Annotated in this window: 25 protein-coding genes; 7 read left to right on the top strand and 18 right to left on the bottom strand. The window is 70.2% G+C overall.

What is annotated here, in order from left to right:
- Positions 1–43 precede the first annotated feature (43 nt).
- The 3 genes from ACFSXZ_RS11655 to ACFSXZ_RS11645 all read left to right on the top strand — a co-directional run bounded on the left by ACFSXZ_RS11655 (position 44) and on the right by ACFSXZ_RS11645 (position 3,599).
- Positions 44–1,087: a hemolysin family protein gene (locus tag ACFSXZ_RS11655; protein ID WP_378264255.1), complete on the top strand. Its 1,044-nt coding sequence runs from the start codon at positions 44–46 to the stop codon at positions 1,085–1,087.
- Positions 1,084–2,136, top strand: a complete 1,053-nt coding sequence (locus ACFSXZ_RS11650; RefSeq protein WP_378264253.1) for a 3-methyladenine DNA glycosylase — start codon at positions 1,084–1,086, stop codon at positions 2,134–2,136. Before ACFSXZ_RS11655 ends, ACFSXZ_RS11650 begins: the two co-directional genes overlap by 4 nt.
- A gap of 68 nt (positions 2,137–2,204) precedes the next feature.
- Positions 2,205–3,599, top strand: coding sequence for a hypothetical protein (locus ACFSXZ_RS11645; protein ID WP_378264251.1), 1,395 nt, complete (start codon positions 2,205–2,207; stop codon positions 3,597–3,599).
- Positions 3,600–3,606: 7 nt separating this feature from the next.
- Here the strand turns inward: ACFSXZ_RS11645 and ACFSXZ_RS11640 are convergent, their stop codons facing one another.
- Together ACFSXZ_RS11640 and ACFSXZ_RS11635 are read right to left on the bottom strand one after the other, a co-directional pair.
- Complete coding sequence (locus ACFSXZ_RS11640) at positions 3,607–4,437, bottom strand: aldo/keto reductase (protein WP_378264249.1); 831 nt, start codon at positions 4,435–4,437, stop codon at positions 3,607–3,609.
- 13 nt (positions 4,438–4,450) lie between these two features.
- Positions 4,451–5,326, bottom strand: a complete 876-nt coding sequence (locus ACFSXZ_RS11635; RefSeq protein WP_378264247.1) for a helix-turn-helix domain-containing protein — start codon at positions 5,324–5,326, stop codon at positions 4,451–4,453.
- Positions 5,327–5,504: 178 nt separating this feature from the next.
- Here ACFSXZ_RS11635 and ACFSXZ_RS11630 point away from each other — a divergent pair, with 178 nt between their 5' ends.
- Positions 5,505–5,867 (top strand): nuclear transport factor 2 family protein, encoded by a 363-nt coding sequence (locus tag ACFSXZ_RS11630; RefSeq protein ID WP_378264245.1) that lies wholly within the window; start codon positions 5,505–5,507, stop codon positions 5,865–5,867.
- Positions 5,868–6,104: 237 nt separating this feature from the next.
- Here the strand turns inward: ACFSXZ_RS11630 and ACFSXZ_RS11625 are convergent, their stop codons facing one another.
- The 7 genes from ACFSXZ_RS11625 to ACFSXZ_RS11595 form a co-directional block, all read right to left on the bottom strand.
- Entirely contained in the window at positions 6,105–6,671 is a 567-nt protein-coding gene (locus tag ACFSXZ_RS11625) for a MerR family transcriptional regulator (RefSeq protein ID WP_378264243.1), read from the bottom strand.
- A 355-nt stretch (positions 6,672–7,026) separates the two neighbouring features.
- Positions 7,027–7,500, bottom strand: coding sequence for a bifunctional nuclease family protein (locus ACFSXZ_RS11620; RefSeq protein ID WP_378264241.1), 474 nt, complete (start codon positions 7,498–7,500; stop codon positions 7,027–7,029).
- Positions 7,501–7,732: 232 nt separating this feature from the next.
- Positions 7,733–8,476 (bottom strand): transcriptional regulator FtsR, encoded by a 744-nt coding sequence (gene ftsR / locus ACFSXZ_RS11615; protein WP_378264239.1) that lies wholly within the window; start codon positions 8,474–8,476, stop codon positions 7,733–7,735.
- Positions 8,473–8,931, bottom strand: coding sequence for a glycogen accumulation regulator GarA (gene garA, locus ACFSXZ_RS11610; RefSeq protein ID WP_378264237.1), 459 nt, complete (start codon positions 8,929–8,931; stop codon positions 8,473–8,475). Before garA ends, ftsR begins: the two co-directional genes overlap by 4 nt.
- Before the next feature lie 180 nt (positions 8,932–9,111).
- Positions 9,112–9,495, bottom strand: coding sequence for a glycine cleavage system protein GcvH (gene gcvH / locus ACFSXZ_RS11605; RefSeq protein ID WP_378264234.1), 384 nt, complete (start codon positions 9,493–9,495; stop codon positions 9,112–9,114).
- 65 nt (positions 9,496–9,560) lie between these two features.
- Positions 9,561–10,181 (bottom strand): CDP-alcohol phosphatidyltransferase family protein, encoded by a 621-nt coding sequence (locus ACFSXZ_RS11600; protein WP_378264232.1) that lies wholly within the window; start codon positions 10,179–10,181, stop codon positions 9,561–9,563.
- Between the two features lie 8 nt (positions 10,182–10,189).
- Complete coding sequence (locus ACFSXZ_RS11595) at positions 10,190–10,396, bottom strand: hypothetical protein (RefSeq protein ID WP_378264230.1); 207 nt, start codon at positions 10,394–10,396, stop codon at positions 10,190–10,192.
- A 131-nt stretch (positions 10,397–10,527) separates the two neighbouring features.
- Here ACFSXZ_RS11595 and ACFSXZ_RS11590 point away from each other — a divergent pair, with 131 nt between their 5' ends.
- Together ACFSXZ_RS11590 and ACFSXZ_RS11585 are read left to right on the top strand one after the other, a co-directional pair.
- Complete coding sequence (locus tag ACFSXZ_RS11590; RefSeq protein ID WP_378264229.1) at positions 10,528–10,959, top strand: hypothetical protein; 432 nt, start codon at positions 10,528–10,530, stop codon at positions 10,957–10,959.
- Between the two features lie 39 nt (positions 10,960–10,998).
- On the top strand, positions 10,999–11,382 hold the full coding sequence (locus ACFSXZ_RS11585) for a hypothetical protein (protein ID WP_378264227.1): 384 nt from the start codon (positions 10,999–11,001) through the stop codon (positions 11,380–11,382).
- Between the two features lie 6 nt (positions 11,383–11,388).
- Here the strand turns inward: ACFSXZ_RS11585 and ACFSXZ_RS11580 are convergent, their stop codons facing one another.
- The 8 genes from ACFSXZ_RS11580 to ACFSXZ_RS11545 all read right to left on the bottom strand — a co-directional run bounded on the left by ACFSXZ_RS11580 (position 11,389) and on the right by ACFSXZ_RS11545 (position 19,939).
- A complete protein-coding gene (locus tag ACFSXZ_RS11580) occupies positions 11,389–13,092 on the bottom strand; it encodes an AMP-binding protein (RefSeq protein WP_378264225.1) in 1,704 nt (567 codons plus the stop codon).
- 14 nt (positions 13,093–13,106) lie between these two features.
- Entirely contained in the window at positions 13,107–13,949 is an 843-nt protein-coding gene (locus tag ACFSXZ_RS11575; RefSeq protein WP_378264223.1) for a crotonase/enoyl-CoA hydratase family protein, read from the bottom strand.
- A complete protein-coding gene (gene cobA, locus ACFSXZ_RS11570) occupies positions 13,942–15,177 on the bottom strand; it encodes a uroporphyrinogen-III C-methyltransferase (protein WP_378264221.1) in 1,236 nt (411 codons plus the stop codon). Before cobA ends, ACFSXZ_RS11575 begins: the two co-directional genes overlap by 8 nt.
- A 57-nt stretch (positions 15,178–15,234) precedes the next feature.
- On the bottom strand, positions 15,235–16,254 hold the full coding sequence (locus ACFSXZ_RS11565) for an ABC transporter permease (RefSeq protein ID WP_378264219.1): 1,020 nt from the start codon (positions 16,252–16,254) through the stop codon (positions 15,235–15,237).
- On the bottom strand, positions 16,251–17,774 hold the full coding sequence (locus tag ACFSXZ_RS11560; protein WP_378264217.1) for a sugar ABC transporter ATP-binding protein: 1,524 nt from the start codon (positions 17,772–17,774) through the stop codon (positions 16,251–16,253). The genes ACFSXZ_RS11565 and ACFSXZ_RS11560 overlap by 4 nt, the downstream gene beginning before the upstream one ends.
- A complete protein-coding gene (locus ACFSXZ_RS11555) occupies positions 17,771–18,808 on the bottom strand; it encodes an ABC transporter substrate-binding protein (RefSeq protein WP_378264215.1) in 1,038 nt (345 codons plus the stop codon). The genes ACFSXZ_RS11560 and ACFSXZ_RS11555 overlap by 4 nt, the downstream gene beginning before the upstream one ends.
- A 120-nt stretch (positions 18,809–18,928) precedes the next feature.
- A complete protein-coding gene (locus ACFSXZ_RS11550) occupies positions 18,929–19,186 on the bottom strand; it encodes a hypothetical protein (RefSeq protein ID WP_378264213.1) in 258 nt (85 codons plus the stop codon).
- Positions 19,187–19,273: 87 nt separating this feature from the next.
- Entirely contained in the window at positions 19,274–19,939 is a 666-nt protein-coding gene (locus ACFSXZ_RS11545) for a Crp/Fnr family transcriptional regulator (RefSeq protein WP_378264211.1), read from the bottom strand.
- Between the two features lie 68 nt (positions 19,940–20,007).
- On the opposite strand from ACFSXZ_RS11545, the gene ACFSXZ_RS11540 reads away from it, so the two are divergent.
- Positions 20,008–20,931 (top strand): effector-associated domain 2-containing protein, encoded by a 924-nt coding sequence (locus ACFSXZ_RS11540; RefSeq protein ID WP_378264209.1) that lies wholly within the window; start codon positions 20,008–20,010, stop codon positions 20,929–20,931.
- A gap of 4 nt (positions 20,932–20,935) precedes the next feature.
- Here ACFSXZ_RS11540 and ACFSXZ_RS11535 read toward each other — a convergent pair whose 3' ends face one another.
- On the bottom strand, positions 20,936–22,267 hold the full coding sequence (locus tag ACFSXZ_RS11535; protein ID WP_378264786.1) for an MFS transporter: 1,332 nt from the start codon (positions 22,265–22,267) through the stop codon (positions 20,936–20,938).
- Between the last annotated feature and the right edge of the window lie 115 nt (positions 22,268–22,382).

Below are 22,382 nucleotides of genomic sequence, written 5' to 3'. Positions count from 1 at the left end.
TCGACACGATCGCGGGGGCGCGCAGACTCGCGGAGAATACAGCGTGAACGACTGGCTCGCGCTTTTCCTCGTCGTGATTCTGTTGCTCACCAACGCCTTCTTCGTCGGTGCGGAGTTCACCCTGATCTCCTCCCGGCGCGACCGCCTCGAAGCCCTGCTGGATCAGGGCAAGGCCCGGGCGAAGATCGTGATCAACGCCAGCAAGCACGTTTCCCTCATGCTCGCCGGCGCCCAGCTCGGCATCACGGTCTGCTCACTGCTACTGGGCCGTCTCGGGGAGCCGGCGGTGGCGCACGGGCTCGGCTGGTTCTTCTCGCTGCTGCACATTCCGGAAGTGCTGCTGCACCCGATCTCGTTCGCGATCGCGCTGGCCTTCATCACCGTGCTGCACGTGCTGATCGGTGAAATGGTGCCGAAGAACCTGGCCATCGCCGATCCGGAACGGCTGGCCCTGTGGCTGGTCCCGGTGCACGTCGGCTGGGTCAAGCTGGTCAACCCGTTCATCTGGCTGCTCAACTTCTCCGCGAACTCGTTGCTGCGCCTGGCGAAAGTCGAGCCCAAGGACGAACTGGAGACCGCCTACACCTCGGCCGAACTCGCCGAACTGCTCGGTGAGTCGCGGCGGGAGGGTTTGCTCGAACAGTCCGAGCACGAGCGGCTGAGCCAGACCCTGTCCTCGGTGGCCAAGACCGTGGGTGACGTTCTGGTGCCGACGGCCCGGCTCACCACCCTGCCCGCCGCGCCCACCGTGGGCGAGGTCGAGGATGCGGTGTCACGGACCGGTTTCTCCCGGTATCCGCTCCGCTCGGAGGCCGGTGAACTCATCGGATACCTGCACGTGAAGGACGTCCTCGACCAGATCGGTGACGCCCCCTCGACCACCGTCCCGGCGAGCAAGACCCGGACCCTCACCGAACTGCCGGTGAGCGCGCGGCTGGACGAAGCGTTGTCGGCCATGCGCAAGGAGGGCACGCATCTCGCCCGGGCCCTCGACGCCGAGGGCGCCTCGGTCGGTGTCGTCGCGCTGGAAGACCTCGTCGAGGAGTACGTCGGCACGGTGCGCGACGGAACACACGTCAGGGCATGATGACGCATGTCCAGGTCTTCCGCCCGAGGTTTGGGGTCCCGCTGGTGAAAACGGTGCTCGCCGAGGACGTGTGGCGGGCCAGGGAGCGCGCGCACACCGAGCGGACGCGACGGTGGACCGTGCCCTATCAACGGCGGCGCTCGCACGGCGAGAAACATCCCGTGTTCGATTTCCTGTTCCAGTACTACGCGCACCGGCCTGCCCAACTCGAACGCTGGCAGCCCGGGCCGGGTGTCGTGCTCGCCGGTCCGGACGCCCGGAAGTTCCTGGAGCGCCCCGGTTACCAGGAAACCGATGGCGGCGTCGTCCTGTCTGAAAGCGCTTTCACGCCGAAGCGCGCGCGGATGGCCGCCGCCACCCTGACGCTGCTGCGGGCGACGGAATCCAGGAAGCCTCGGCTGAACTGTTTCGGGCTGCACGAGTGGGCCATGGTCTACCGGCAGCCCTCCGGCGAAGTCCGGCATGCCGCGTATCCGTTGCGGCTGGGGTCTGCCGGTACCGACGCGGTCGTCGAGTCACAGGAGATCCGCTGCGGGCACTACGACGCTTTCCGGTTCTTCACCCCGGCGGCGCGTCCGCGCAACGAACTCCAGCCGACCCCGGACGCGCGGGTCGATCTGGAACAACCCGGTTGTCTCCACACGAACATGGACCTCTACCGGGCGGCGGGCAAACTCGATCCGTTCGTGCCCTCGGAACTGGTGGCCGACTGTTTCGAACTCGCCGCCGCCATCCGGGAACTCGACATGCGGGCCAGTCCCTACGACCTGAGCGCCCTCGGCTACCATCCCATTCCGGTCGAAACCGCGGCCGGGCGTGCCGAATACGTCCGGGCGCAGGTCGAGTTCAGCCGCCGGGCGGCACCTCTGCGGGCCCGGCTCATCGCCCACTGCGCCAAGTTACTGATCCGGACCAGAAGCAGGGGGAGACGGCCCAGAGCCGGACCGCTGGTAGACATCCGTTTCCGCCGTGGCTGTGGTCGGATCGGTAACGACCGGCACAGCTCACGCTGGGGCAGTAAACCGTGCACAAACGTCACGTTTCCCTAACGACCTGCCCCTGTTAGGGTGAAGGCCGTTTGGCCGGGGTGACTGAGAGTTTGGAAGGAACGACCGTCATGGGGCGTCACAGCATCGACGAGGAGCCCCCACCGCCCTCCGGCAGACGAGTCGCCACCGGCAGGTACCCCGCGGTCGACGCCCCGGTCCGCGCGACCGGCGAGGCCGCCGTTCGCCCTCCCGACGGCCGTGTGTCCACCGGTCACCACTTGGCGGTCGAGGCCAGGTCGGTCGTGCCGACCCCGCAACGCCCGCCGGATCGCCGGGTCGCGACCGGCCAGTACCCCCCGGCCGACCCCGCCCTCCAACGACGAGACGGCCGCCGCTCCACCGGGCAGTACCCGCCGGTCGACGGTCCCCCGCGCCGGGCCGGCAACCCCCCGCCGCGCCGGCCCGCGCCCCAGCCCCCCGCCGTCGACGCGCCCACCCGCCAGACGACGGACCAGGCCCCGCGCCGCCCGGACGGCCGGATCGAGACCGGCCGGCGTCCCGCCGTCGACGCTCCCGCCCGGGAAACCGCCATGCCCCGCCGACCGGACGGCCGCACCGCCACCGGCCGGAACCCCGCGGTCGACGCGCCCACCCGCCAGGTCCGCAATCCGGCTCCGGGCCGGCCCGGCACGCGCACCACCGGCGAACACCCCGCGGTCGACGCCCCTACCCGTCAGGTCGGCAATCCCGCTGCCCGGCGACCCGACCGCCGCACCGCCACCGGTCAGCAAACGGCGGTCGACGCCCCCACCCGCCAGGTCCGCGAGCCCGCTCCACGCCGGGCGGACGGCCGCACCACCGGCCAGCACGCCACCGTCGACGAACCCACGCGCCAGGTCGAAACGCCCCAGCGGTCCGACGGCCGCAGCGCGACCGGATACCACCGGGCGGTCGGCGCGGCCGCCACCCGGCGCCGGATCGCGAAGTGGCCGATCGTCGCCGGGGTGCTGGTGTTGCTGGTCGCCGTCGGTCTCGGGGGCTGGGCCTGGGCGAACAAGGTGCTCGACAGCCGGAACGCGGCACAGGCGAAAGACTGCGCCGAGGGCGTCGCCACGATGAAGGTGATCGTCGCGCCCGGTGTCTCGCGGCCGGTGCAGGCCGCGGCCGCGAAATGGAACCAGGCCAGGACCGTGGTGCACGCGCACTGCATCACCGTCGACGTCCAGCCCCGGCCGTCGAACCAGGTCCTGGACGCGCTGACCGGTCACGCCGCCCCGGACACCATCGGCGGGATCCCCGCCGCCTGGGTCCCCGAGGCGACCGGCAACTGGGCGGCACAGCTCGCCACCGCCCGTCCCGACCTGATCGGCACGCCGCCGGAAGGCCTCACCAACGGCTTTTCCTACGTCGGGCTCGGCGGCTCGGCCGTGGACGAGGTCACGATCCGCGCCGCCCAGGTGTTCCACGACTTCCTGATGGACCCGGCCCAGCGGCCGGACTTCACCGACGCCGGGCTCACCTGAAACACCGCTAGCCGAGGTTGAAGGTGTCCGGGTCCGGGCCCGTGCGAGCACCCTTGTCCAGCTCGGCGATCACCGCCAGGTCGTCCTCCGCCAGTTCGAAATCGAACACGTCGATGTTCTCGCGAATGCGGGACGGCGTGACCGACTTGGGAATGACGACGTTGCCGAGCTCCAGGTGCCACCGCAGCACGATCTGCGCGGGGGTCTTGCCGTATTTCGACGCGAGCCCGGTGAGCGCCGGGTCGTCGAGCGTCCCGCCCCGCGCGAGAGGGCTCCACGCCTCGGTCACGATGCCGTGCTCGGCGTGGAACGCCCGCAGCTCCGCCTGCTGCAGGCCCGGATGCAACTCCACCTGGTTGACCGCGGGCACCACCGACGTCTCGTCGAACAGGCGCCGCAGGTGCTCGATCCGGAAGTTCGACACCCCGATCGCGCGGACCCTGCCGTCCGCGTAGAGCTTCTCGAAGGCGCGCCAGGTGTCGACGTAGCGGTCGCGAACCGGCAGCGGCCAGTGGATCAGATACAGGTCCAGGTAATCCAGGCCCAGCTTGGCGACGCTGGCGTCGAAGGCACGCATCGTGGAGTCGTAGCCCTGGTCGGAGTTCCACAGCTTGGTGGTGACGAACAGGTCTTCACGCGGAACGCCGGTGTCGCGAAGCGCTTCACCGACACCCGTTTCGTTCTGGTAGGCCGCCGCCGTGTCGATGCTGCGGTACCCGGCGTCGAGGGCGTGGCCGACCACCGCGGCGGTGTCGTCTTCGGGCACCTGGAACACCCCGAAACCGAGCTGCGGGATCGTTGCGCCGTTGTTGAGCGCGATGCCGGGAACGGTGACCATCAAATGCGTTCCTTTACGTCGGGTAGGGCCGGATCGATCCGCCGTCGATAGTGCCATTGGCCGCGGCCGCACGCCGAAGGTACTCCCCCGTCGCCGCGTCGGCGGGGTAGAAGGATTCGATGGCCAGCTCGGACAGAGTGACATCGAGCGGCGCGCCGAAGGTCGCGATCGTGGAGAAGAACGACAATTCCCTGTCCCGGTGGCGAAGGCGCAGCGGCACGAACACCGCGCTCCCGCCCGGGACTTCGACCTCGGGCACCGGATCGTCGCACGGATAACCGCGGACCTCGGCGAGCAACTCGGCCAGCCCGGGGTCGGCGGTGGCATCGACCTGACGGCGCAGGCGGCCGAGCAGGTCCGCGCGCAACTCGCCGAGGTTGAGCACCCGGGGCGCCATTCCCGCCGGATGCAGCGCGATCCTGAGGACGTTCGACGGCGGCGCGAGCAGTTCGGGAGCGGCACCTTCGGTCAGCAGCGCCACGCCCGCGTTGCCGTCCACGAGGTTCCACATCCGGTCGACCACCACGGCGGGATAGGGCTCGTGCCCGGTCAGCACCTGGCGCAGAGCGCTTCGAGCGGCGGTCATTTCGGGGTCACCCAACTCGCCTTCGCGGTAGACGGGGGCATACCCGGCGGCCAGCAACAGGTGATTGCGCTCGCGCAACGGAACGTCCAGATGCTCGCCGAGCCGCAACACCATCTCCCGGCTCGGCCGCGCACGCCCGGTCTCGACGAAACTGAGGTGCCGCGTGGACACCTCCGCGGCGATCGCCAGGTCCAGCTGGCTCACCCGGCGACGATCGCGCCACTGCCGAAGCATCTCGCCCACCCGGGAGTTCCCCGCCCGTCGCCCGCCACGCTCGAGGGAGGCCGCCCGTGAAGTCGTCATGCTTCGACGCTACCTCGGGAGTCCATTACCTCCGGCGTAATCGACACGCCTCACGCCTGCAGGCAGTGTTTCAAAGGCGCGCGATCCGATTTGCGTAGACGGGCCGTGGCTCTCGAAGCACCGTCGCTTTCCGCGGGAAGGCGGCGCCCGCCTCCCTTCAACGGCAAGGAGATTTCCCATGACCGACTTCACCGGTATCGTCGAGCGCTACCTCGCGCCGTGGAACGAAACCGACCCCGTGAAGCGGCGCGAGTTGATCGAGCAGGTGTTCAGCGATGACGCCACCTACACCGACCCCCTCGGCGCGGTGCGCGGCACGGCCGGTCTCGACCAGTTCATCGCCGCGGCCCAGCAACAGTTCGGCGGGCTGAGTTTCAGCCTGGGCGGCAAGGTGGACGGCCACCACGACATCGCCCGGTTCACCTGGCATCTCGGGCCGGAAGGGGCGGAGGAACCGCTCGCGGTCGGGTTCGACGTGATCGTGGTCGAGGACGACCGGATCCGGCAGGTACACGGGTTCCTGGACAAGGTGCCCGGCTGAAACTCGGTGTTACGGCCCAAGGTGAGGCCCGCGCGCGGGGGCCGAAGGCTTCGGATTCGCGGAGGCGGGCCGTAGACGCCGAAACGCGAGAGCAACGCCCAAGTCACGGCCCGTCTACGCGAATCCGATCGCGCGCCCATGAGACACAGTCAAGGTGCCCGGCTGAGGTCGTTCGTCCTGAGATCGTTCGTCCGGCCCGGGCCTTGGTGTCCGGGCCGGCTTCCTCGCGGCCGCGGGTCAGCCGGTGCGGCGGGCGTTCCGGCGCTGGGTCAGCTCGTCGGGCACCTCGGGCTCGATGTGGCCGCCGTCGGCGCGCTCGGCCGGGAACTCGTGGAGGGTGCCGCTGATCTCCTGCATGTGGACCTTGACCGCGATGCCGAACACGCCCTGCCCGCCCTGGAGCAGATCGACGATCTCCTCCGGGGAGGTGCACTCGTAGACCGTCGTGCCGTCGGACACCAGGGTGATGTTGGCCAGGTCACGCACGCCCCGCTTGCGGAGATGCTCGATGGCCACTCTGATGTTCTGCAGGGACACGCCCGTGTCCAGCAGCCGCTTCACGATCTTGAGGCTGAGGATGTCCTTGAAGGAATAGAGCCGCTGTGAGCCGGAGCCCTGTGCCGTGCGGACGCTCGGCGCGACCAGTTTCGTCCGGGCCCAGTAGTCGAGCTGCCGGTAGGTGATGCCGGCGATCTGACAGGCCGCGGGCCCCCGGTAACCGACCAGCTCATCAGGCAGCGACGAGTCGGGGAACAGCTCACCCTGCTCCCCGTCGACCGCCTTGACCGGCCTTTCGTCGACCACGCATGCCTCCCCTCGCCCGGCCGGGCGGCCGGTCGAAACAAGCACCCGAATCCCGGGAGCGGGATCCCTGGCTGCGGCAAGCCCTCAGGTTGTGCTCCAGTTGGCCTAATCACACCCGAGCGATTCGCCGACTTCGACGGTAAGCGCGCGCGCTCTCTCGGTCAACGCGACGCGCGGAGCACCTCAAGGTGTTCTTGAGAGTTCACCCGGGTACGCGATCACCGCGCGGCGATCATGGTAAGCGGGCCCGCCGGAAGTCCCCGTCGCGGGTGTGGAAACCCGGGCCGCAAGCCCCGGACACGAAACCCGCCCCGGCCGTGACGGCCGGGGCGGGTTCGCAGGCTTCGAACGTGGGCTACGTGTCCGCGCCGCGGAAGTCCTCGGGAGAGACGGATTCGAGGAATTCGCGGAACTTCTCGACCTCGTCCTCCTGCTCGTCGGGGATGATCAGGCCGGCTTCCTCCAGCACGGCGTCGACGGCGTGGATCGGCACGCCCACCCGCAGGGCCAGCGCCACGGAGTCGCTCGGCCGCGCGGAGACCCGCACGTTGCCGTCGAAGACCAGCTCGGCGAAGAACGTGCCCTCCCGCAGGTCGGTGATCACGACCTGCTCGAGCTCCCGCCCCAGTGCCCCGATGACCTCCTTGAGCAGGTCATGGGTCAACGGCCGGGCAGGCCGCACGCCCTGCTGCTCCAATGCGATCGCGGTGGCCTCGACCGACCCGATCCAGATGGGGAGGTAGCGTTCGCCTTCGGTCTCCCGCAGCAGCAAGATCGGCTGATTCGCGGGCAGCTCGACCCGCACGCCCACGACGCGCATCTCGCTCATCGGGCTTCGCCTCCCTCTCTGTGCGCGGGCCACAACTTTCGTCGAGGATCCCGCATCGACATTGCCGACGGTACCCGTCATCCGGGCGGTGTGCTGGTGACTGTCCACCGGCGGGCCCGGACCCGGGAGCCCGTTACCCGTCACCACTAACCGTACGGCATCTTCGCCGGAAGGAAGAGACATGAAACGATGTCATTCGTGCCTTCGGCCATGAAGACGGTCCCGCCACAGCTCATCCGCCGATGACACCCTTGATGCCCGCCTTGACGAGCAGCGTGTGCAATGTCACCGAGAGTGCCGCCAGCTCGCAGGCCAGTTCCCCGGCCCGCGCCCTGGCGTCGGCGTCGCGCTGCCGCAGGACCGGTGTGACGATCTGCTCCAGCAGACCGACCTCGCGGTCCGCGGAGGCCCGGAAGGCACGCAGGTGCCGGGGTTCGATGCCGTAGTCGGTCATCGCCTTGACCGTCCTGGCGACCACGACCGCGTCGGCGTCGTAGAAACCGGCGGTGCCCGGCCGGATCAGGCCGTACTGCTGGAGCTCGCCCAGCGTCGTGGCGTCGATCTCCGCCTTGGCCAGCAGTTCCTCACGGGTGACCCGGATTTCCCGGCCGGGCGCGAAGTCCGCGGGCGCGGGCGTGGGGTCCGGAGAAGGCGCGGTCAGTGACACCAGCTTGCGGGGCGGCCGTTCGGGCGCGCTCCGGTGCTCGGCGCCGCGGTCCGCGGCGTCGAGCTGTTCCTTGATCACCTTCAGGGGCAGGTAGTGGTCCCGCTGGGCGGAGAGCACGAACCGCAGCCGCTCCACGTCCGACGGAGCGAACAGGCGGTACCCCGATGGCGTACGGCCGGGCTGCACCAGTCCCTCGGACTCGAGGAACCTGATCTTCGAAATGGTGACGTCGGGGAAGTCCGCGCGCAGCTGCGCCAGCACGGCCCCGATGCTCAGCCCATCCCGTTGTGGCCGCCCGGCAGCCGTCACCGCGCCCCCTGGCCCCCGTGCCCCGGGCCGGTCAGGAAGACCAGGCGGAACTTGCCGATCTGCACCTCGTCGCCCCCGGCGAGCACGGCCTGGTCCACCGGCTCACGGTTGACGTAGGTCCCGTTGAGGCTGCCGACGTCGATGACCACGAACTCCCCGCCCTCACGCCGGAACTCCGCGTGCCGCCGGGAAACCGTGACGTCGTCGAGGAAGATGTCGCTGTCCGGGTGCCGGCCCGCGCTGGTGGTGTCGCGGTCCAGCAGGAACCGCGACCCCGCGTTGGGGCCTCGCTTGACGACCAGCAGTGCCGAACCCACCGGCAGCGCGTCGACGCCGGCGACCGCGGGTTCGGGCGCCGGCGGCTCCTGCCCCTCCGCCGCGAAATCAGCCCGGAAGACCGAAGTCTTCTCCGGAGACCGCTCCGGGGGAACACCGGGCCCGTCGTTCGTGCTCACCTGAGCTCTCCTCACCACTGAAGTATCCGTCTAGCCGAGAACGTGTGCTGCCAACGTACCGTGCCTGATCGATCCGGGCCGAAGGGCTCCCCTAACTCCGGCTTCACGCCTGCCGGGCGGGGCCGGCCGGACTCGCCGGGCCTGGCCCCGTCGCGCCACGCGAGTACTCCGAACGGCCGATCAGGCGGTCGTGAGCCGCTGATAGGCGTCCGAGTCGAGCAGGCCGCCGAGCGCCGCGGGATCGTCGAGCCGGAGCTCGATGAGCCAGCCCTCGCCGTAGGGATCGCTGTTGAGCAGTTCCGGGGTGTCGGCCACGGCGCTGTTCACCGCGATCACCTCGCCGTCCACCGGGGCGAACAGCTCGGACACGCTCTTGGTCGACTCGACCTCGCCGAACGCCTCGCCGGCGGTGAGCTGCCTGCCCACCTCCGGGAGATCGACGAACACGACGTCGCCGAGCTGGTCCTGCGCGTACTCGGTGATCCCGACCCGGACGGATTCGGCCGGAGCGCCCGAAACCCACTCGTGTTCCTCGGTGTACAGCAGTTCCTCTGGGGCAGACACCTGGTCCCTCTCTTTCCGCCACGCGAGCGCGTCTCGCCGGTGCTCTGAGATGCTCGCGGGAAGTCTTACAGAGGCGTCCTCGGCCGCAGTTGCCGCCTCTCGCCTTGGACCGCCCGCACCGTCTGGATCACATACAGCGCACCCGACCAGAGATAGAGCACCCATCCCCAGGTGGTGAAGCCGTAGGCGATCGGCCGTGCCACCGCCGCCACCATGCCGTCCCCCTGGGTCAGCAGGAGGAACGGGAAGGCGTACATCAGCACGAAGGTGGCGGCCTTGCCGGCGTAGGTCACCTCGGGCGGGGCGAACCCGTTGCGGCGCAGGACCAGCAGACAGCCGCCGACGATCAGCTCACGGACGACCAGCGGGGCCACCAGCCACCACGGCATGATGCCCCGGACCAGGAAGGCGGCCAGGGTGGCCACGATGTAGAGGCGGTCGGCCGCCGGGTCGAGGATGCGCCCGAGGTCGCTCTGCTGGTCGAGCCAGCGCGCGAGCTTGCCGTCCAGCCAGTCGCTCAGCGCGCTGAAGACCAGGACCAGCAGCGCCCAGCCGTCCTCGCGGGGGCCGAGCAGCAGCCAGAGGAACACGGGCACGCCCGCGAGCCGGAGCAGCGACAGGATGTTCGGCAGGGTCAGCGCCTGCCGCGCCCACGACGGCGCCTGCCCGGCGCGCGGGTTGTCCACACCCAACCTTAACCGGCCGGGCGGAGGCTCCAGCCACGCCGCCGCAGGTCCTCACGGGTGAGGAAGAGCGGGCGGCCGCGGTCGTCGGCGCCGATCCAGCGGCAGACGCCGGACGCGATGTCGAGAACGTAGGGATGACCCTGACTCCAGACCACGGTGCAGGGAGCGGTCGGGGGCAGGGTCGCCGGAGACGGGGGCTCTGTGTCGGTAATCATCACAATGCCCTTCGCCGGTCAAGGCGGAAGTGTTAACGATCTCGCAAGGATTCACCCAAACCGAGTGAGCTGACACGGAGAGTGACCGTCCATAATAGACCCGGCTGCCGCGCCGGGTAGAGGAGGACGGGATGGGCCTGCCGAAGATCGCGCTGCTGGCCGCGGGCAGTGCCGCTGTCGCCCTCGGCGGCTGCTCGGAAGCGCAGCCCGGCCCCCGGGCCCCGGCGGAAGCGCCCGCTTCGGCACTCCCACCGGGCACCACGGAGCCGCCCTCGCCCGCGACGACGGACCCGTCGAGTAGCTGCGGAACGCTACGTGCGGCGAGCGGCCTGACCCTGCGAGTGGAAGGTCTCCCCGGTGATCCCGACGGCTGCGCCGACGCGCGGCGGCTGGTCGACGAGTTGCAGAAGCGCCTCGCCGCGATCGGGGCCGGTGGTCACGACGGGCAGGTGGCCGTGGCGGTACAGGACTGGCTGTGCGTCTCCCGGCCGGACAGCGCGGGCGGGGCCACGTGCAGCAGGCATGACGAAACGGTGTCCGCCGAGGTCGTTCCGGGACGCTGAGCGCGAGCACGCGCCCCTGCGGAGAAGCGGAGAAACCCCATGAAGGTCCTGTGGACGCTCGGCCTCGCGGCCACCTGCGTGCTCGCGCTCGGCGCATGCCAGGGCGAAGCACGGTCGTCGGAGCCACCATCGCCGGCGGCCGGGCAGGCGGACACGTCGCCCTCCCTGGAACCGTGCGGCACGGTGTCGGTGCCCGAAGGCTCGACTCAGGCTTTCGTGCTCGGTGAAGCGGTCTCGTGTGAGGAGGTCAAAGCGCTGCTGACCGAGTACTTCACCAAACTCACCCCGGTCGACCTGACCCGGCCCGACGGCGCGGGCCCGGTCGCCGTCGGCGCGTGGACCTGCGGCAGCGACCCGGGCGCGCCGCTGTCGGCCACCTGCTCCACCGAGGACGACCGCCAGGTGACCGCCGCCCCCGCGTGAGCCCGTTCAGGATTTCAGCGAGGGAAAGTCCTCGTCGCGGTACTCCCCGGCCGGCCGGTCGCCCGTCGGACGGTCCCGCTCGCGCAGTTCCACGCGCCGGATCTTGCCGGAGATCGTCTTCGGCAGCTCGGTGAACTCCAGGCGGCGGATCCGCTTGTACGGAGCCAGGTTCTCGCGGGCGAACGCCAGAATGCCCTCCGCCGTCGCCGCTGAAGCCTCGAACCCCGAGGCAAGCACGACGTAGGCCTTGGGCACGGCCAGGCGGATCGGGTCGGCGGCCGGGACGACCGCGGCCTCCGCGACGGCCTCGTGCTCCAGGAGCACGCTCTCCAGTTCGAACGGTGAGATGCGGTAGTCCGAGGCTTTGAACACGTCGTCGGTACGGCCGATGTAGGTGATGTAGCCGTCGTCGTCGACCGCGCCGACGTCACCGGTGTGGTAGAAGCCGCCGTGAAACGCCTCGGCCGTCCGCTCGTCGTCGTCCGTGTAACCGGTCATCAGGCCAACGGGCCGGTGCGAGAGGTCCAGGCAGATCTCGCCCTCGCGCGCGGGCTCACCGGTGACGGGATCGAGCAGCGTCACCGTGAACCCGGGCACCGGGCGGCCCATCGAGCCCGGCTTGACCTCCTGACCCGGGGTGTTCGCGATCTGCACGCTGGTCTCGGTCTGGCCGAACCCGTCGCGGATGGTGACGCCCCACGCCGCGCGCACCTGCTCGATCACTTCGGGATTGAGCGGTTCGCCCGCGCCGACCACCTTGCGCGGCGGGGTCTTCAGCGCGGTGAGGTCGGCCTGGATCAGCATTCGCCACACGGTGGGCGGAGCGCAGAAACTCGTGACGCCGCACTCGTCCATCCTGGCCATGAGGGCTCCGGCGTCGAACCGTGTGTAGTTGTAGAGGAATACGGTGGCTTCCGCGTTCCAGGGCGCGAAAACGTTGCTCCAGGCGTGTTTCGCCCATCCCGGCGACGAGATGTTGAGATGCACGTCGCCCGGCTCCAGGCCGATCCAGTACATTGTGGACAGATGGCCGACGGGGTAGGAGATGTGCGTGTGCCGCACCAGCTTCGGCAGGGCCGTGGTGCCGGAGGTGAAGTACAGCAACAACTCCTCGTCCGCCCGGGTCGGACCGTCGGGTTCGAATTCCGTCGGTGCGCCGGCGGAATCCGCGTAGGAAAGCCAGCCGTCGGCGGGCTCGCCCACCGCGATCCGCGTGTAGTCTCCCGCCACGTCCGCGAATTTCCCGGTGTCCGCCGAGCGCACCACCACGTGTCGCGCGGCGCCGCGCTCCACCCGGTCGCGCAGGTCGGCCGGACCGAGCAAAGTGGACGCCGGGATGATCACCGCCCCCAGCTTGATCGCGGCGAGGATCGTTTCCCACAACTCGACCTGGTTGCCCAGCATGAGAATCAGGCGGTCACCGCGACGAACTCCGGTGGTGCGCAGCCAGTTCGCCACCTGGCTGGACCGCCGCGAGAGCTCCGGGAAGGTCCACCTGCCCTCGCCGGAGCCGTCCGCTGTGTCTTCTTCGACGATCCACAGCGCCGGCCGCTGTTCGTTGGCCGGATCAGCGGCGATGACGTCGAACCAATCCAGCGCCCAGTTGAAGTTCTCCGGCCGTGGCCAGCGGAAGCCGCGATACGCGCCGGTGTAGTCCTCCCGGTGTTCGAGAAGGTAGTCGCGGGCTTGGCGGAAAGCGTCGTTGCTCACCTGTTCTCCTGGTTCTACTCGCCCTGGAAATCGGGTTTCCGTCGCTCCATGAACGCCTGGACCGCTTCGCCCAGGTCCTTGCTCGGCAGGAACGCCGCGTTCCACGCCGAGACGTACCGGAGCCCGTCGGCGACCCGTTGCTCCGCGGCCACCGACAGAACTTCCTTCACACCCTGGACCACGAGCGGCGGGTTCGCCGCGATCTCCTCCGCCATCGCCCGCGCGGCCGCCAGCACCGACTCCGGGTCCGGATGGACGTCGTTGACCAGGCCGATGCGTTCCGCGCGGGCGGCGTCGATGTCCTTGCCCGTCAGCGCGAGCTCCCTCAGCTGCCCCTCGCCGATGATCCCGGCGAGTCGTTGCAGGCTGCCCAGGTCCGCCACGATGGCGACCTTCGCCTCCCGGACACTGAACTTGGCCTCGGCCGAGGCCAGCCGGACGTCCGCGGCGGCGATCACGTCCACGCCGCCGCCCACGCACCAGCCGGACACCGCCGCGATCACCGGCTTCCGGGTGGCCGCGATCGCGCTGACGGCGTCCTGGAGGCGGCGGATGTCCTTGAGGAACGCGGTACGCGGGCCGGCCAGCGCGTCGCCGGCCAGCAGCGGTGCCCACGCGGGCATCATGGCGGGCAGGTCGAGTCCATAGGAGAAGTTCGCCCCGCCGCCGGTCAGCACGATCGCCCTGACCTCGGGATCGTCGTCGAGCGCGCCGAACACGACCGGCAGTTCGCGCCAGAAGTCCGGGCCCATCGCGTTGCCCTTGCCCGGGCCCAGCAATGTGACCTCGGCGACGTGCCCGGTCCGCGCCACCGCGAGCGAGACCAACCCCTCGAACGGATCACCGTTGTCACCCATGGGTGTCATCTTGGCGCATCCCCGCCAGCGAAGCGACCGGGCCGATGACGATCACCGCCGGCGGGCGGATCCCGGCGGCTCGCGCGGCTTCGCCCGCCGAGTCCAGTGTGGACCGCACGACCCGCTGGCCGGGCATGGTCCCGTTCTGCACGATCGCCACCGGCGTGTCACCGGGACGGCCTGCCGTCAGCAGCGCCGCGGCGAAGGCCGGCAGCCGCTCGACACCCATCATGAGCACGATCGTGCCCCGCAGGCGGCCGAGCGCTTCCCAGTCCACAAGGGAACTCTCGTGTCCGGGCGCGACGTGCCCCGACACCACCACGACCTCATGCGTCACACCGCGATGCGTCACCGGGACATCGGCCACGGCGGGGGCGGCGAACGCGCTCGTGATACCGGGAACCACGGTCACCGGGACGCCCGCTTCGGCGCAGGCGAGCACCTCCTCGAAGCCACGACCGAAGACGTAGGGATCGCCGCCTTTGAGGCGAACCACGAACTTGCCCGCCTTGGCATGTTCGATCAGGGTGGCGTTGATCACGTCCTGGCTCGCCGCACGGCCGTAGGGGATCTTGGCGGCGTCGACCACCTCGACCCCGGCGGGCAGTTCGTCGAGCAGTTCACGCGGCGCGAGCCGGTCGGCGACCACCACGTCGGCGCGGGCCAGCAGGCGGCGGCCCTTGACGGTGATCAGCTCGGGGTCGCCCGGCCCGCCGCCGACCAGCGCCACGCCGGGCAGATCGGTTCCGGTCCTGGGCACACCGTCCGGGATACGACCGCTGTGCAGCGCCTCGACGATGCCGTCGCGGACCGCGGCCGAGCGCAGCGGTTCCCCTCCGGAGAGCACGCCGACGACCAGGCCCTCGTGGCGGCCCACCGCGGCCGTCACGGCGGTGCCCCCGGTGCCGTCGTCCGCCCGGACACAGAACACCCGCAGCCGCTCGGCTTCGGCGCAGATCGCGGCGTTGACCTCGGGATCGTCGGTGCAGGCCAGGGCGTACCAGGCGCCTTCGAGATCACCTTCGGCGTAGCGGCGCGGATGCCAGACCAGCTCACCGGCGTCGGCCATCGCGCTCACCGCGGGCGTGGTGTGCGGGGTGATCAGCTCGACTGCGGCGCCCGCGCCGATCAGCCGGGGCAGCCTGCGCTGGGCGACGGTGCCGCCGCCGGCCACCACGACACGGCGTCCGGCGAGGTCGAGTCCGACGAGGTAGTGGTCTTCGGGCATGCCGTAAGCATGCCTCCGCCTCCCTGGCCCCGGGTCTTCACCCCGGCGTTCCCTTCGTCACGAAGGCGAGGCGCGGCTCGTCCGGAGGTGTCCCTGGAGCTGGTCGAAGGCGACAGCGAGCAGGATCAGCACGCCGATGGCGATCCTCAGGTAGAACGAATTGACGCCGAGCAGGTTGCCACCGTTGTTGAGGGTGGAGGTGATCAGCGCCCCGGCCGCCGCCCCGAGCGCGCTGCCCTTCGCCCCGAACAGGCTCGCGCCGCCGATCACGCATGCCGCGATCGCGTCCAGCTCGTAGCTCTCCCCCGCGGTCGGCACCCCGGCACCGAGCCGCGATGCCAGCAGCACCCCGCCCAGCCCGGCCAGCAACCCGGATATCGCGTAGACCGACACCAGCACCCGGGGCACCGGCACGCCGGACAGGCGTGCCGATTCGGCGTTGGAGCCCGTCGCGTAGACATAACGCCCGAAAACGGTGCGGCGCAACAGGAATCCGGCCGCCAGGATCACCACGACCGTGATCAGGAACAGGTTCGGCACGCCGCCCACGGTGTCGTTGGCGATCGCCGAGAAGCCCGGTGGCAGCGGCTGGATCGTGTTCGCGCCGGTGATCACGAGCACCAGCCCGCGGGCGGCTCCCATCATGCCGAGCGTGACGATGAACGGTGGCAGCCGGGCGAACGCCACCAGCGCGCCGTTGACCACGCCCACCGCGGCACCCGCGCCCGCCGCGCACACCACCGCCAGCGGCACCGGCCACCCGGCCACCAGCAGCTGGGCGGCGACCGCGCCGGTCAGCCCGACCACCGAACCGACGGACAGGTCGATGCCCTTGGTCAGGATCACCAGCAGCTCGCCGACGGCGATGATCGCGTACACCGCCCATTGGCGGGACAGGTTCGCCATGTTGCCGCTGGTGAGAAAGCTGTCGCTGGCCAGGGCGAGCGCGCCGAACAGGATCACCAGGACGACGAGGCCGCCACCTTCGCGGCCGACCACGTCACCCCAGCCGACCACCCGAGGCCGGGGCTCGGGCAACGCGTCCTCACGGACGATCAGTTTGGAAAGCGTTTTCACTCCTCGCCCCTCCCGGTGCTCGCGAGCGTCAAAAGCGCCTCTTCGGTCGCCTCGGCGGCCGGCAGTTCGCCGACGAGTTCTCCGCGGCGCAGCACCACGATCCGATCGGCCAGCCCGAGCAGTTCGGGCAGATACGACGACACCACCACGATGGCGAAGCCGCGTGCGGCGAGATCCCCGATCAGGGTGTAAAGCTCCGCCTTGGCGCCGACGTCCACCCCTTTGGTCGGCTCGTCGAACAGCAGCACCCGGACATCGGTGACCAGCCACCGCGCCAGCAACACCTTCTGCTGGTTCCCACCGGACAAAGTGGACACCGGCTGATCGTAGGAACCCGCTCGCAGCCTCAACCCGTCCAGAACCTCGTCCGCACGGTCCGCTTCGGCGCGCCGCGACAGCAGACCGCGCGACGCGATACCGGACAGGCTGGCGATGGAGACGTTCTCCCTGATCGTGAGCCCGGGCAGGAGGCCAAGTTCCCCGCGGTCTTCCGACAGCAGACCGATTCCGGCGCGCACGGCGTCGCGAGGACGTCCGGTGGCCACCGGTTTCCCGTCCACCTCGACGGTTCCCGCCTCCGGGGCATCGGCGCCGAAGATCGCCCGGAGCAGTTCGCTGCGGCCCGCGCCGAGCAGCCCGGCCACGCCCACGATCTCCCCGGCACGCACGTCCAGATCCACCGCGTGCGCGCCACCGCGCGGGCGAAGACCGCGCACCCGTAACAGCGGAGTGTCCCCGGACCGGCCCCTCGCCGCCGGATACAGCTCTTCGACCGTGCGGCCGACCATCGCCGCGATCAGGCTGTCCTCGGTGAACTCGGACAGCGCACCGGTGCGGGTCACCGCGCCGTCGCGGAGCACCGTGACCCGGTCGCCGACCTCGAACATCTCCTCGAGGCGGTGACTGACGTAGAGCACCGCCACACCCTCGTCCTTCAGGCGGAGGATCCGGCGCAACAGGGCTTCCGCCTCGGCACCGGACAACGCGGTCGTGGGTTCGTCGAAGACGATCACCCGGGGATCGTCACCGAGCACGCGGGCGATCTCGACGAGCTGGCGGGTGGCCGCGGGAAGGCGGCCGGTGAGCGTGCCGGGATCCACCTCGGCCAGCCCGATCCGGTCGAGCTTCCGGCGGGCTTCGGCGCGCAGCCGGGCGCGGTCGACCACGCCGAAACGGGCCGGAAGCCGTCCCATGAGCAGGTTTTCGTCGACCGGGAGATCCGGCAGCAGGCTGAGTTCCTGATACACCGCCCCGATTCCGGCCTCGCGCGCCGCCGCGGGGGACAGCCCGGGTGGCATCGGCCGTCCGTCCACGCGGTAGTCCCCGGCGTCGCGCCGGAGCGCTCCGGTGAGGACCCGGATCAACGTCGACTTGCCCGCGCCGTTCTCGCCCGCCAGGCAGTGCACTTCACCCGGCCACAAGTCGAGCGAGACTCCGTCGAGCGCGACGGTGCCGCCGAAAGCCTTGCGCAGCCCGGAAATCCGGACCAGCGGTGCCCGCATCGCCGCCGGTGCCGTCACTGGCTGGCCCGGGCCGTGGGCGGATTCAGCAGATCGGCGACCCTGGGCTCGTTCATGGTGGTCCGGTCCGCCAGCACCGCCCCCGGGTCCAGGCTCGCCGGCACCTTCGCCCCGGTGCACACCGCGATCGCCTCGGCCACCCCCTGATAGCCGAAGAAGTACGGGTTCTGCACGACGAGCGCGTCGATCGAACCGTCGCCCAGCGCCGCGTTCTCCTGGGGATCGGAGTCGAACGCGACCACCGGCAGGGTGGCCGAGCGGCCGGTGTCCTTGACCGCGCGCGAGACCCCGTTGCCGGACATGTTGTTCGCGGCGAAGATCCCGGCCAGGTCCGGCACCGCGCCGAGCGCGTCATTGGTCTGGTTGGCCGCGGTGTTGATGTCGTTGTTGTCGAAACGTTCCTGCCACACCGTGATTCCGGGGCAGTTCGCGGCCAGGCCGCGGCGGAAGCCGGCGGCGCGGTCGGCCAGCGCCTGCACGCCCGCGACGGCGTTCTCCAGCAGCACCTGGCCACTGGTGCGGCCCTGGTCGGCGATCAGGCGGCACAGGCGTTGCCCGGCCTGTTCCCCTGCGCGCAGGTTGTCGGTGCCGATGAACGCCTCGTTGGCCGTGGTGACCGTGCCGTCCGCGGTGATCACCTTGATCCCGCTCGCGCGCGCCCGGTCGATGGCACTGTTCAGCGCGCTGGCGGAGTTGGCCGCGAGGACGATCGCGCCGACCCCGCGCGAGATCGAGTTCTCCACGAGCTGGACCTGGTCGTTGACGTCGGTCTCGGAGGTCGGCCCGAACCGGCCCACCGTGGTGCCGAAGTCCTCCCCCGCCTTCTGCGCGCCGGCGAACATGCTCTGCCAGAAGGAAGAGTCGGTCGCCTTGACGATGACGTCGATCCGGAGGCCCGAAGCCTTGCCCGGACCGGCGTTCGCGCTCGGGCCGCCACCGGAGGAGGCCTTGCCCGCGACGAGCCCGATCACCAGTGCCAGCACCACTGCCGCCACGAGAACCGGAGTGGAAAACAGCACCCGCTGCCGCGTCATCGCGTCGCCTCCCCACCATCTGGGCCTTCCCGGCGGAAACTAACACCCAGCGTCGCGGGGATCAAGAAAACGATTGCCGGGACCGCCGGTCCCCCTCGAACCGGCGGGCCCTCGCGTTCCTCAGTGGTGGGCCACGAACCGCGGCCGCGGTTCGAAGGAACCGAGTCGCCAGGCCCAGCGAAGGCTTTCCACGGCGCCCACGATCGCGCCCGCGATCACCAGCGAAAAGGGCAGTGCCGCCGCACCGGTGAGGTGGACGGTGGACAACAACATCAGCACGGCCCAGACCTGCAGAGTGGCGAAGGGCAGGGCGAGGCTGGCGGCGTAGAAGCTGCGGCGCCAGCGTTTCGGCTGTGGTGCCGGAACAAACGGGTCCATTTTGTGTGCTCCCCTCTCGACGGTGTGTCTTCAGCAAACCGCGAAAGGGCACGATGTTCTGCGTCAGATGGCACATTGGCGGGGTGTTCAGCGCGCGAGTTGCCGCAGGTCGTCGATCCGGTGGATGACCACCTGCCGCCTGCCCGTGCTGATCAGCCCGCGCTCCCGCAGGTCCCGCAGCACGCGGACATAGGATTCGCGCGACATCGCCGCCGTCGACGCGAGCTCCTCCTGGGTGGCAGGCGGCACGATCTCCACGCCCGCACCGGTGGTCCGGCCATGCAGAACCGCCATTTCCAGCAGCAGCGCGGCGACCCGCCGCAGGGCGCTGCCACCCCCGAATTCGGCCCACTGCCGTCCGGTTTCCCGCAGCCTGCCGGCGACCACGCCGAGCAGCGCCCACGCCAGGCGCGGCTCGGTCTGGCACAGCGAAGCGAACCGGGCGCCGGAGAGGGCGAGGACCTCGACGCGGTCGAGCGCCTGCAGGGTGGCCGACCGCGGACCGTCGTCCAGCGCGGCGAGTTCACCCAGGATGTCGCCGGTGGTCCGAACCGCAATCACCACCTCACGGCCGTCGGAGGTGGTGGCCAGCACACGCACCGCACCCGCGCGCACCACGAGCACGTGCCGCGAGTGATCACCCTGCCGGCACAGGAAAGTACCGGGGTCGTAGGCGCGACGAGTGGAGTTCCGCTCGATCACCGCCCGCTCGGCCGGCCCGAGCCGGAACCAGAAGCCATCCGCACCCCGCATATTTCAAGACTGCTTGTTTTTATTGTCCAGAGCAACAAGGAAGCTACAGTGGAAGCGGGGGTGAGACCGTGTCCGAGCAACTTCCCGAAGCGAGGAACCGCTTCCGTACCATCGTGGTCGTCGATGTCGCCCGGTTCACCGACCCCGCCCGCACCGAGCATCATCAGCGCACCGTGCGCCAGCGCCTCTACGAGATCCTGGAGGCGGCCTTCGACGATTCCGGCGTGCACTGGAAGCGGTGCAAGTCCGAGGACCGGGGCGACGGCGCGCTGATCTTCATACCACCGGAGTTCCCGCCCGGGCTGCTCACCGACCAGTTGCCCGGCCGGTTGCTCACCGAACTCCGGCGCCACAACGCGAGCCACGCACCCGAAGCCCGGATCCAGCTCAGGGTCGCGCTCAACGCGGGCCGGATCTATGAATATTCCAACGGTGTGGCGGGCCAACCGGTCATCGACGCCTGCCGGGTGGTCGACGCGGCCGCCGGGAAGGAGGCACTGCGACGGCTGGGCGCGCCGCTGGCACTGATCGCGACCGACCCGTTCTATCGCGAGGTGATAGAACAGGATCCGGCCGCGGCACCCTCGTCGTACCGGGAAATCGAGGTATCGGTGAAACAAACGCACACCCGGGCGTGGCTCCGCCTGCCAGGACACGACGGCGCCGATCTCACCGCGCCCGGCGAGCCTCGGGTCTCCTGGCGTCGCGAGAGAGCGTCCGAGGGGCCGTTCGAAATTGTCGAAGCGCTGCTGGCCTTGCCCGTGTTTTCCGACGACGGAGGGCGCCAGTTCGTCGTCGGCCAGCTCCGGCCCGCGATCTCCGGCATGGTGCGGTACCACCCGCAGCCCAGGATGTTCCTGCTGTCTTTGGTCAAGACCTGTGAAGCGCACGACGGCGGATTGCTCGAACTGCTGGAACTGCTGCGCTCCTTCGAAGGAAACGAATCCCCCGCTTTGCGCCGCCTGGCGGAGCTCATCGCCCGGCGGTGCTGAGGAGTCAGTCCGAGCGCGCGCCTTCGGCGGGCACGGCGTTCTTCTCCAGCACCGACCGCCGCAGCAGCGGGATTCCCAGCAACACCAGTATTCCCGGTAGCAGGGAGAACCCGATCAGGATCGCGGTGACCGCGCTGCCGGGCTGCGCCGCCGAAGAGTCCACAGAGGACACATAACCGCCCGCGGAAAGCACCAGTCCGAACAGGCCGGGCCCGAGTGCCAGGCCCAGTGTCTCCGACGCCGTCCACACGCCCGCGGTGACCCCGGCCCGTGTGGCGCCGGTGCGTTCCTCCTCGGCGCTGATCAGGTCGGGCAGGATGGCCAGCGGGAACACCTGGATGCCCGCGTAGCCGACGCCGGCCAGCGCCACGAAACAGAACGCGACGGGCAGCGGCAGCACCCGTGTGGCCAGCAGCCCCAGCGAGCCCACGCCGAAGGCGATGCAAGCGGCCCGGAACCCCCACAGTTTGCCCCACCTGGCGCCGATTCGCGGCCAGACCGGCATCATCACCAGCGCCGGGCCCACGAATCCGACGAAGAGGCCGGTCTGCAGGCCCGCGTCGCCGAAGACGTACCGCGCCGCGTAGCTGACGCCTGCCAGCAGAGTGCCGAGACCGAGGGACTGCACGAAGTACACCCCGAGCAGCCACCGGAACGAGCGCCATTCGCGCATGGTGGCCAGGAGGTCCCGCCAGCCCGCCGTGGTGGGGCGCCGGGACCCGACCGGCGCGCCCCGCGTGCCCAGGTACACGCCGATCGTGCCGAGCAGGATGACCAGCCCCATCGCGATGCCCATCAGGCGGTAGCCCGCGACGCCGCCGATGCCGGTCGTGATCGCCGGGGCGACGCCGCCGGAGATCAGGATCGCGACCGCCAGGAGCCCGATCCGCCAGCTGGTCAGCTTCGTGCGCTCGTCGTAGGAGTCGGTGATCTCGGCCGGCAACGCGTTGTAGGGCACCTGGAAGAACGCGAACGCCGTCGCGCACAGGAGGAACGCGAGCACGACGTAGGCCGCGTCGAGCGCCACCTTGCCGAACCCGGGGTGGGCGAAGATCGCGGCGAACAGCACGGCGACGCCCAGTCCCCCACCGAGCAGGAACGCCCGGCGGCTGCCCCGGCGCTGGAGGCTCGCGTCCGACAGCCGTCCGGCGAACGGGTTGAACACCACGTCCCACGCCTTCGGCACCAGCACGATCACCCCGGCGACCGCGCCGGGCACGGCCATCGTGTCCGTGAGATAAGGCAGGAGCAGCAGGCCGGGCACGGTGCCGAAGGCTCCGGTGGTGAAGGAGCCGAGGGAGTAGCCGAACCTCGTCGGTGCCGACAGCGCCGCCACGGTGTCCTCCTCGGTGCCGGGAATCGCGAGGGGAATACTGTCACCGCTGCTCAGGCCCGGCACGACCGGGTCACCGCAGGCGTCGGTGCCTGTCGGTGAACGCGCCCAGCCGGTC

It is taken from the genome of Amycolatopsis pigmentata (assembly GCF_042684065.1).
GTDB classification, from domain to species: Bacteria; Actinomycetota; Actinomycetes; order Mycobacteriales; family Pseudonocardiaceae; genus Amycolatopsis_E; species Amycolatopsis_E pigmentata.
The sequence above is the reverse complement of the archived record's forward strand: the minus strand, read 5'-3'. Positions and strand labels throughout refer to the sequence as shown.

Excerpts from the sequence above, each read along its gene's own strand:
- ACFSXZ_RS11650 (WP_378264253.1), top strand. The coding sequence starts at position 1,084 with ATGATGACGCATGTCCAGGTCTTCCGCCCGAGGTTTGGGGTCCCGCTG.
- ACFSXZ_RS11645 (WP_378264251.1), top strand. The coding sequence starts at position 2,205 with ATGGGGCGTCACAGCATCGACGAGGAGCCCCCACCGCCCTCCGGCAGA.
- ACFSXZ_RS11640 (WP_378264249.1), bottom strand. The coding sequence starts at position 4,437 with ATGGTCACCGTTCCCGGCATCGCGCTCAACAACGGCGCAACGATCCCG.
- ACFSXZ_RS11635 (WP_378264247.1), bottom strand. The coding sequence starts at position 5,326 with ATGACGACTTCACGGGCGGCCTCCCTCGAGCGTGGCGGGCGACGGGCG.
- ACFSXZ_RS11630 (WP_378264245.1), top strand. The coding sequence starts at position 5,505 with ATGACCGACTTCACCGGTATCGTCGAGCGCTACCTCGCGCCGTGGAAC.
- ACFSXZ_RS11620 (WP_378264241.1), bottom strand. The coding sequence starts at position 7,500 with ATGAGCGAGATGCGCGTCGTGGGCGTGCGGGTCGAGCTGCCCGCGAAT.
- ACFSXZ_RS11595 (WP_378264230.1), bottom strand. The coding sequence starts at position 10,396 with ATGATTACCGACACAGAGCCCCCGTCTCCGGCGACCCTGCCCCCGACC.
- ACFSXZ_RS11590 (WP_378264229.1), top strand. The coding sequence starts at position 10,528 with ATGGGCCTGCCGAAGATCGCGCTGCTGGCCGCGGGCAGTGCCGCTGTC.
- ACFSXZ_RS11585 (WP_378264227.1), top strand. The coding sequence starts at position 10,999 with ATGAAGGTCCTGTGGACGCTCGGCCTCGCGGCCACCTGCGTGCTCGCG.
- ACFSXZ_RS11575 (WP_378264223.1), bottom strand. The coding sequence starts at position 13,949 with ATGGGTGACAACGGTGATCCGTTCGAGGGGTTGGTCTCGCTCGCGGTG.
- cobA (WP_378264221.1), bottom strand. The coding sequence starts at position 15,177 with ATGCCCGAAGACCACTACCTCGTCGGACTCGACCTCGCCGGACGCCGT.
- ACFSXZ_RS11555 (WP_378264215.1), bottom strand. The coding sequence starts at position 18,808 with ATGACGCGGCAGCGGGTGCTGTTTTCCACTCCGGTTCTCGTGGCGGCA.
- ACFSXZ_RS11550 (WP_378264213.1), bottom strand. The coding sequence starts at position 19,186 with ATGGACCCGTTTGTTCCGGCACCACAGCCGAAACGCTGGCGCCGCAGC.
- ACFSXZ_RS11545 (WP_378264211.1), bottom strand. The coding sequence starts at position 19,939 with ATGCGGGGTGCGGATGGCTTCTGGTTCCGGCTCGGGCCGGCCGAGCGG.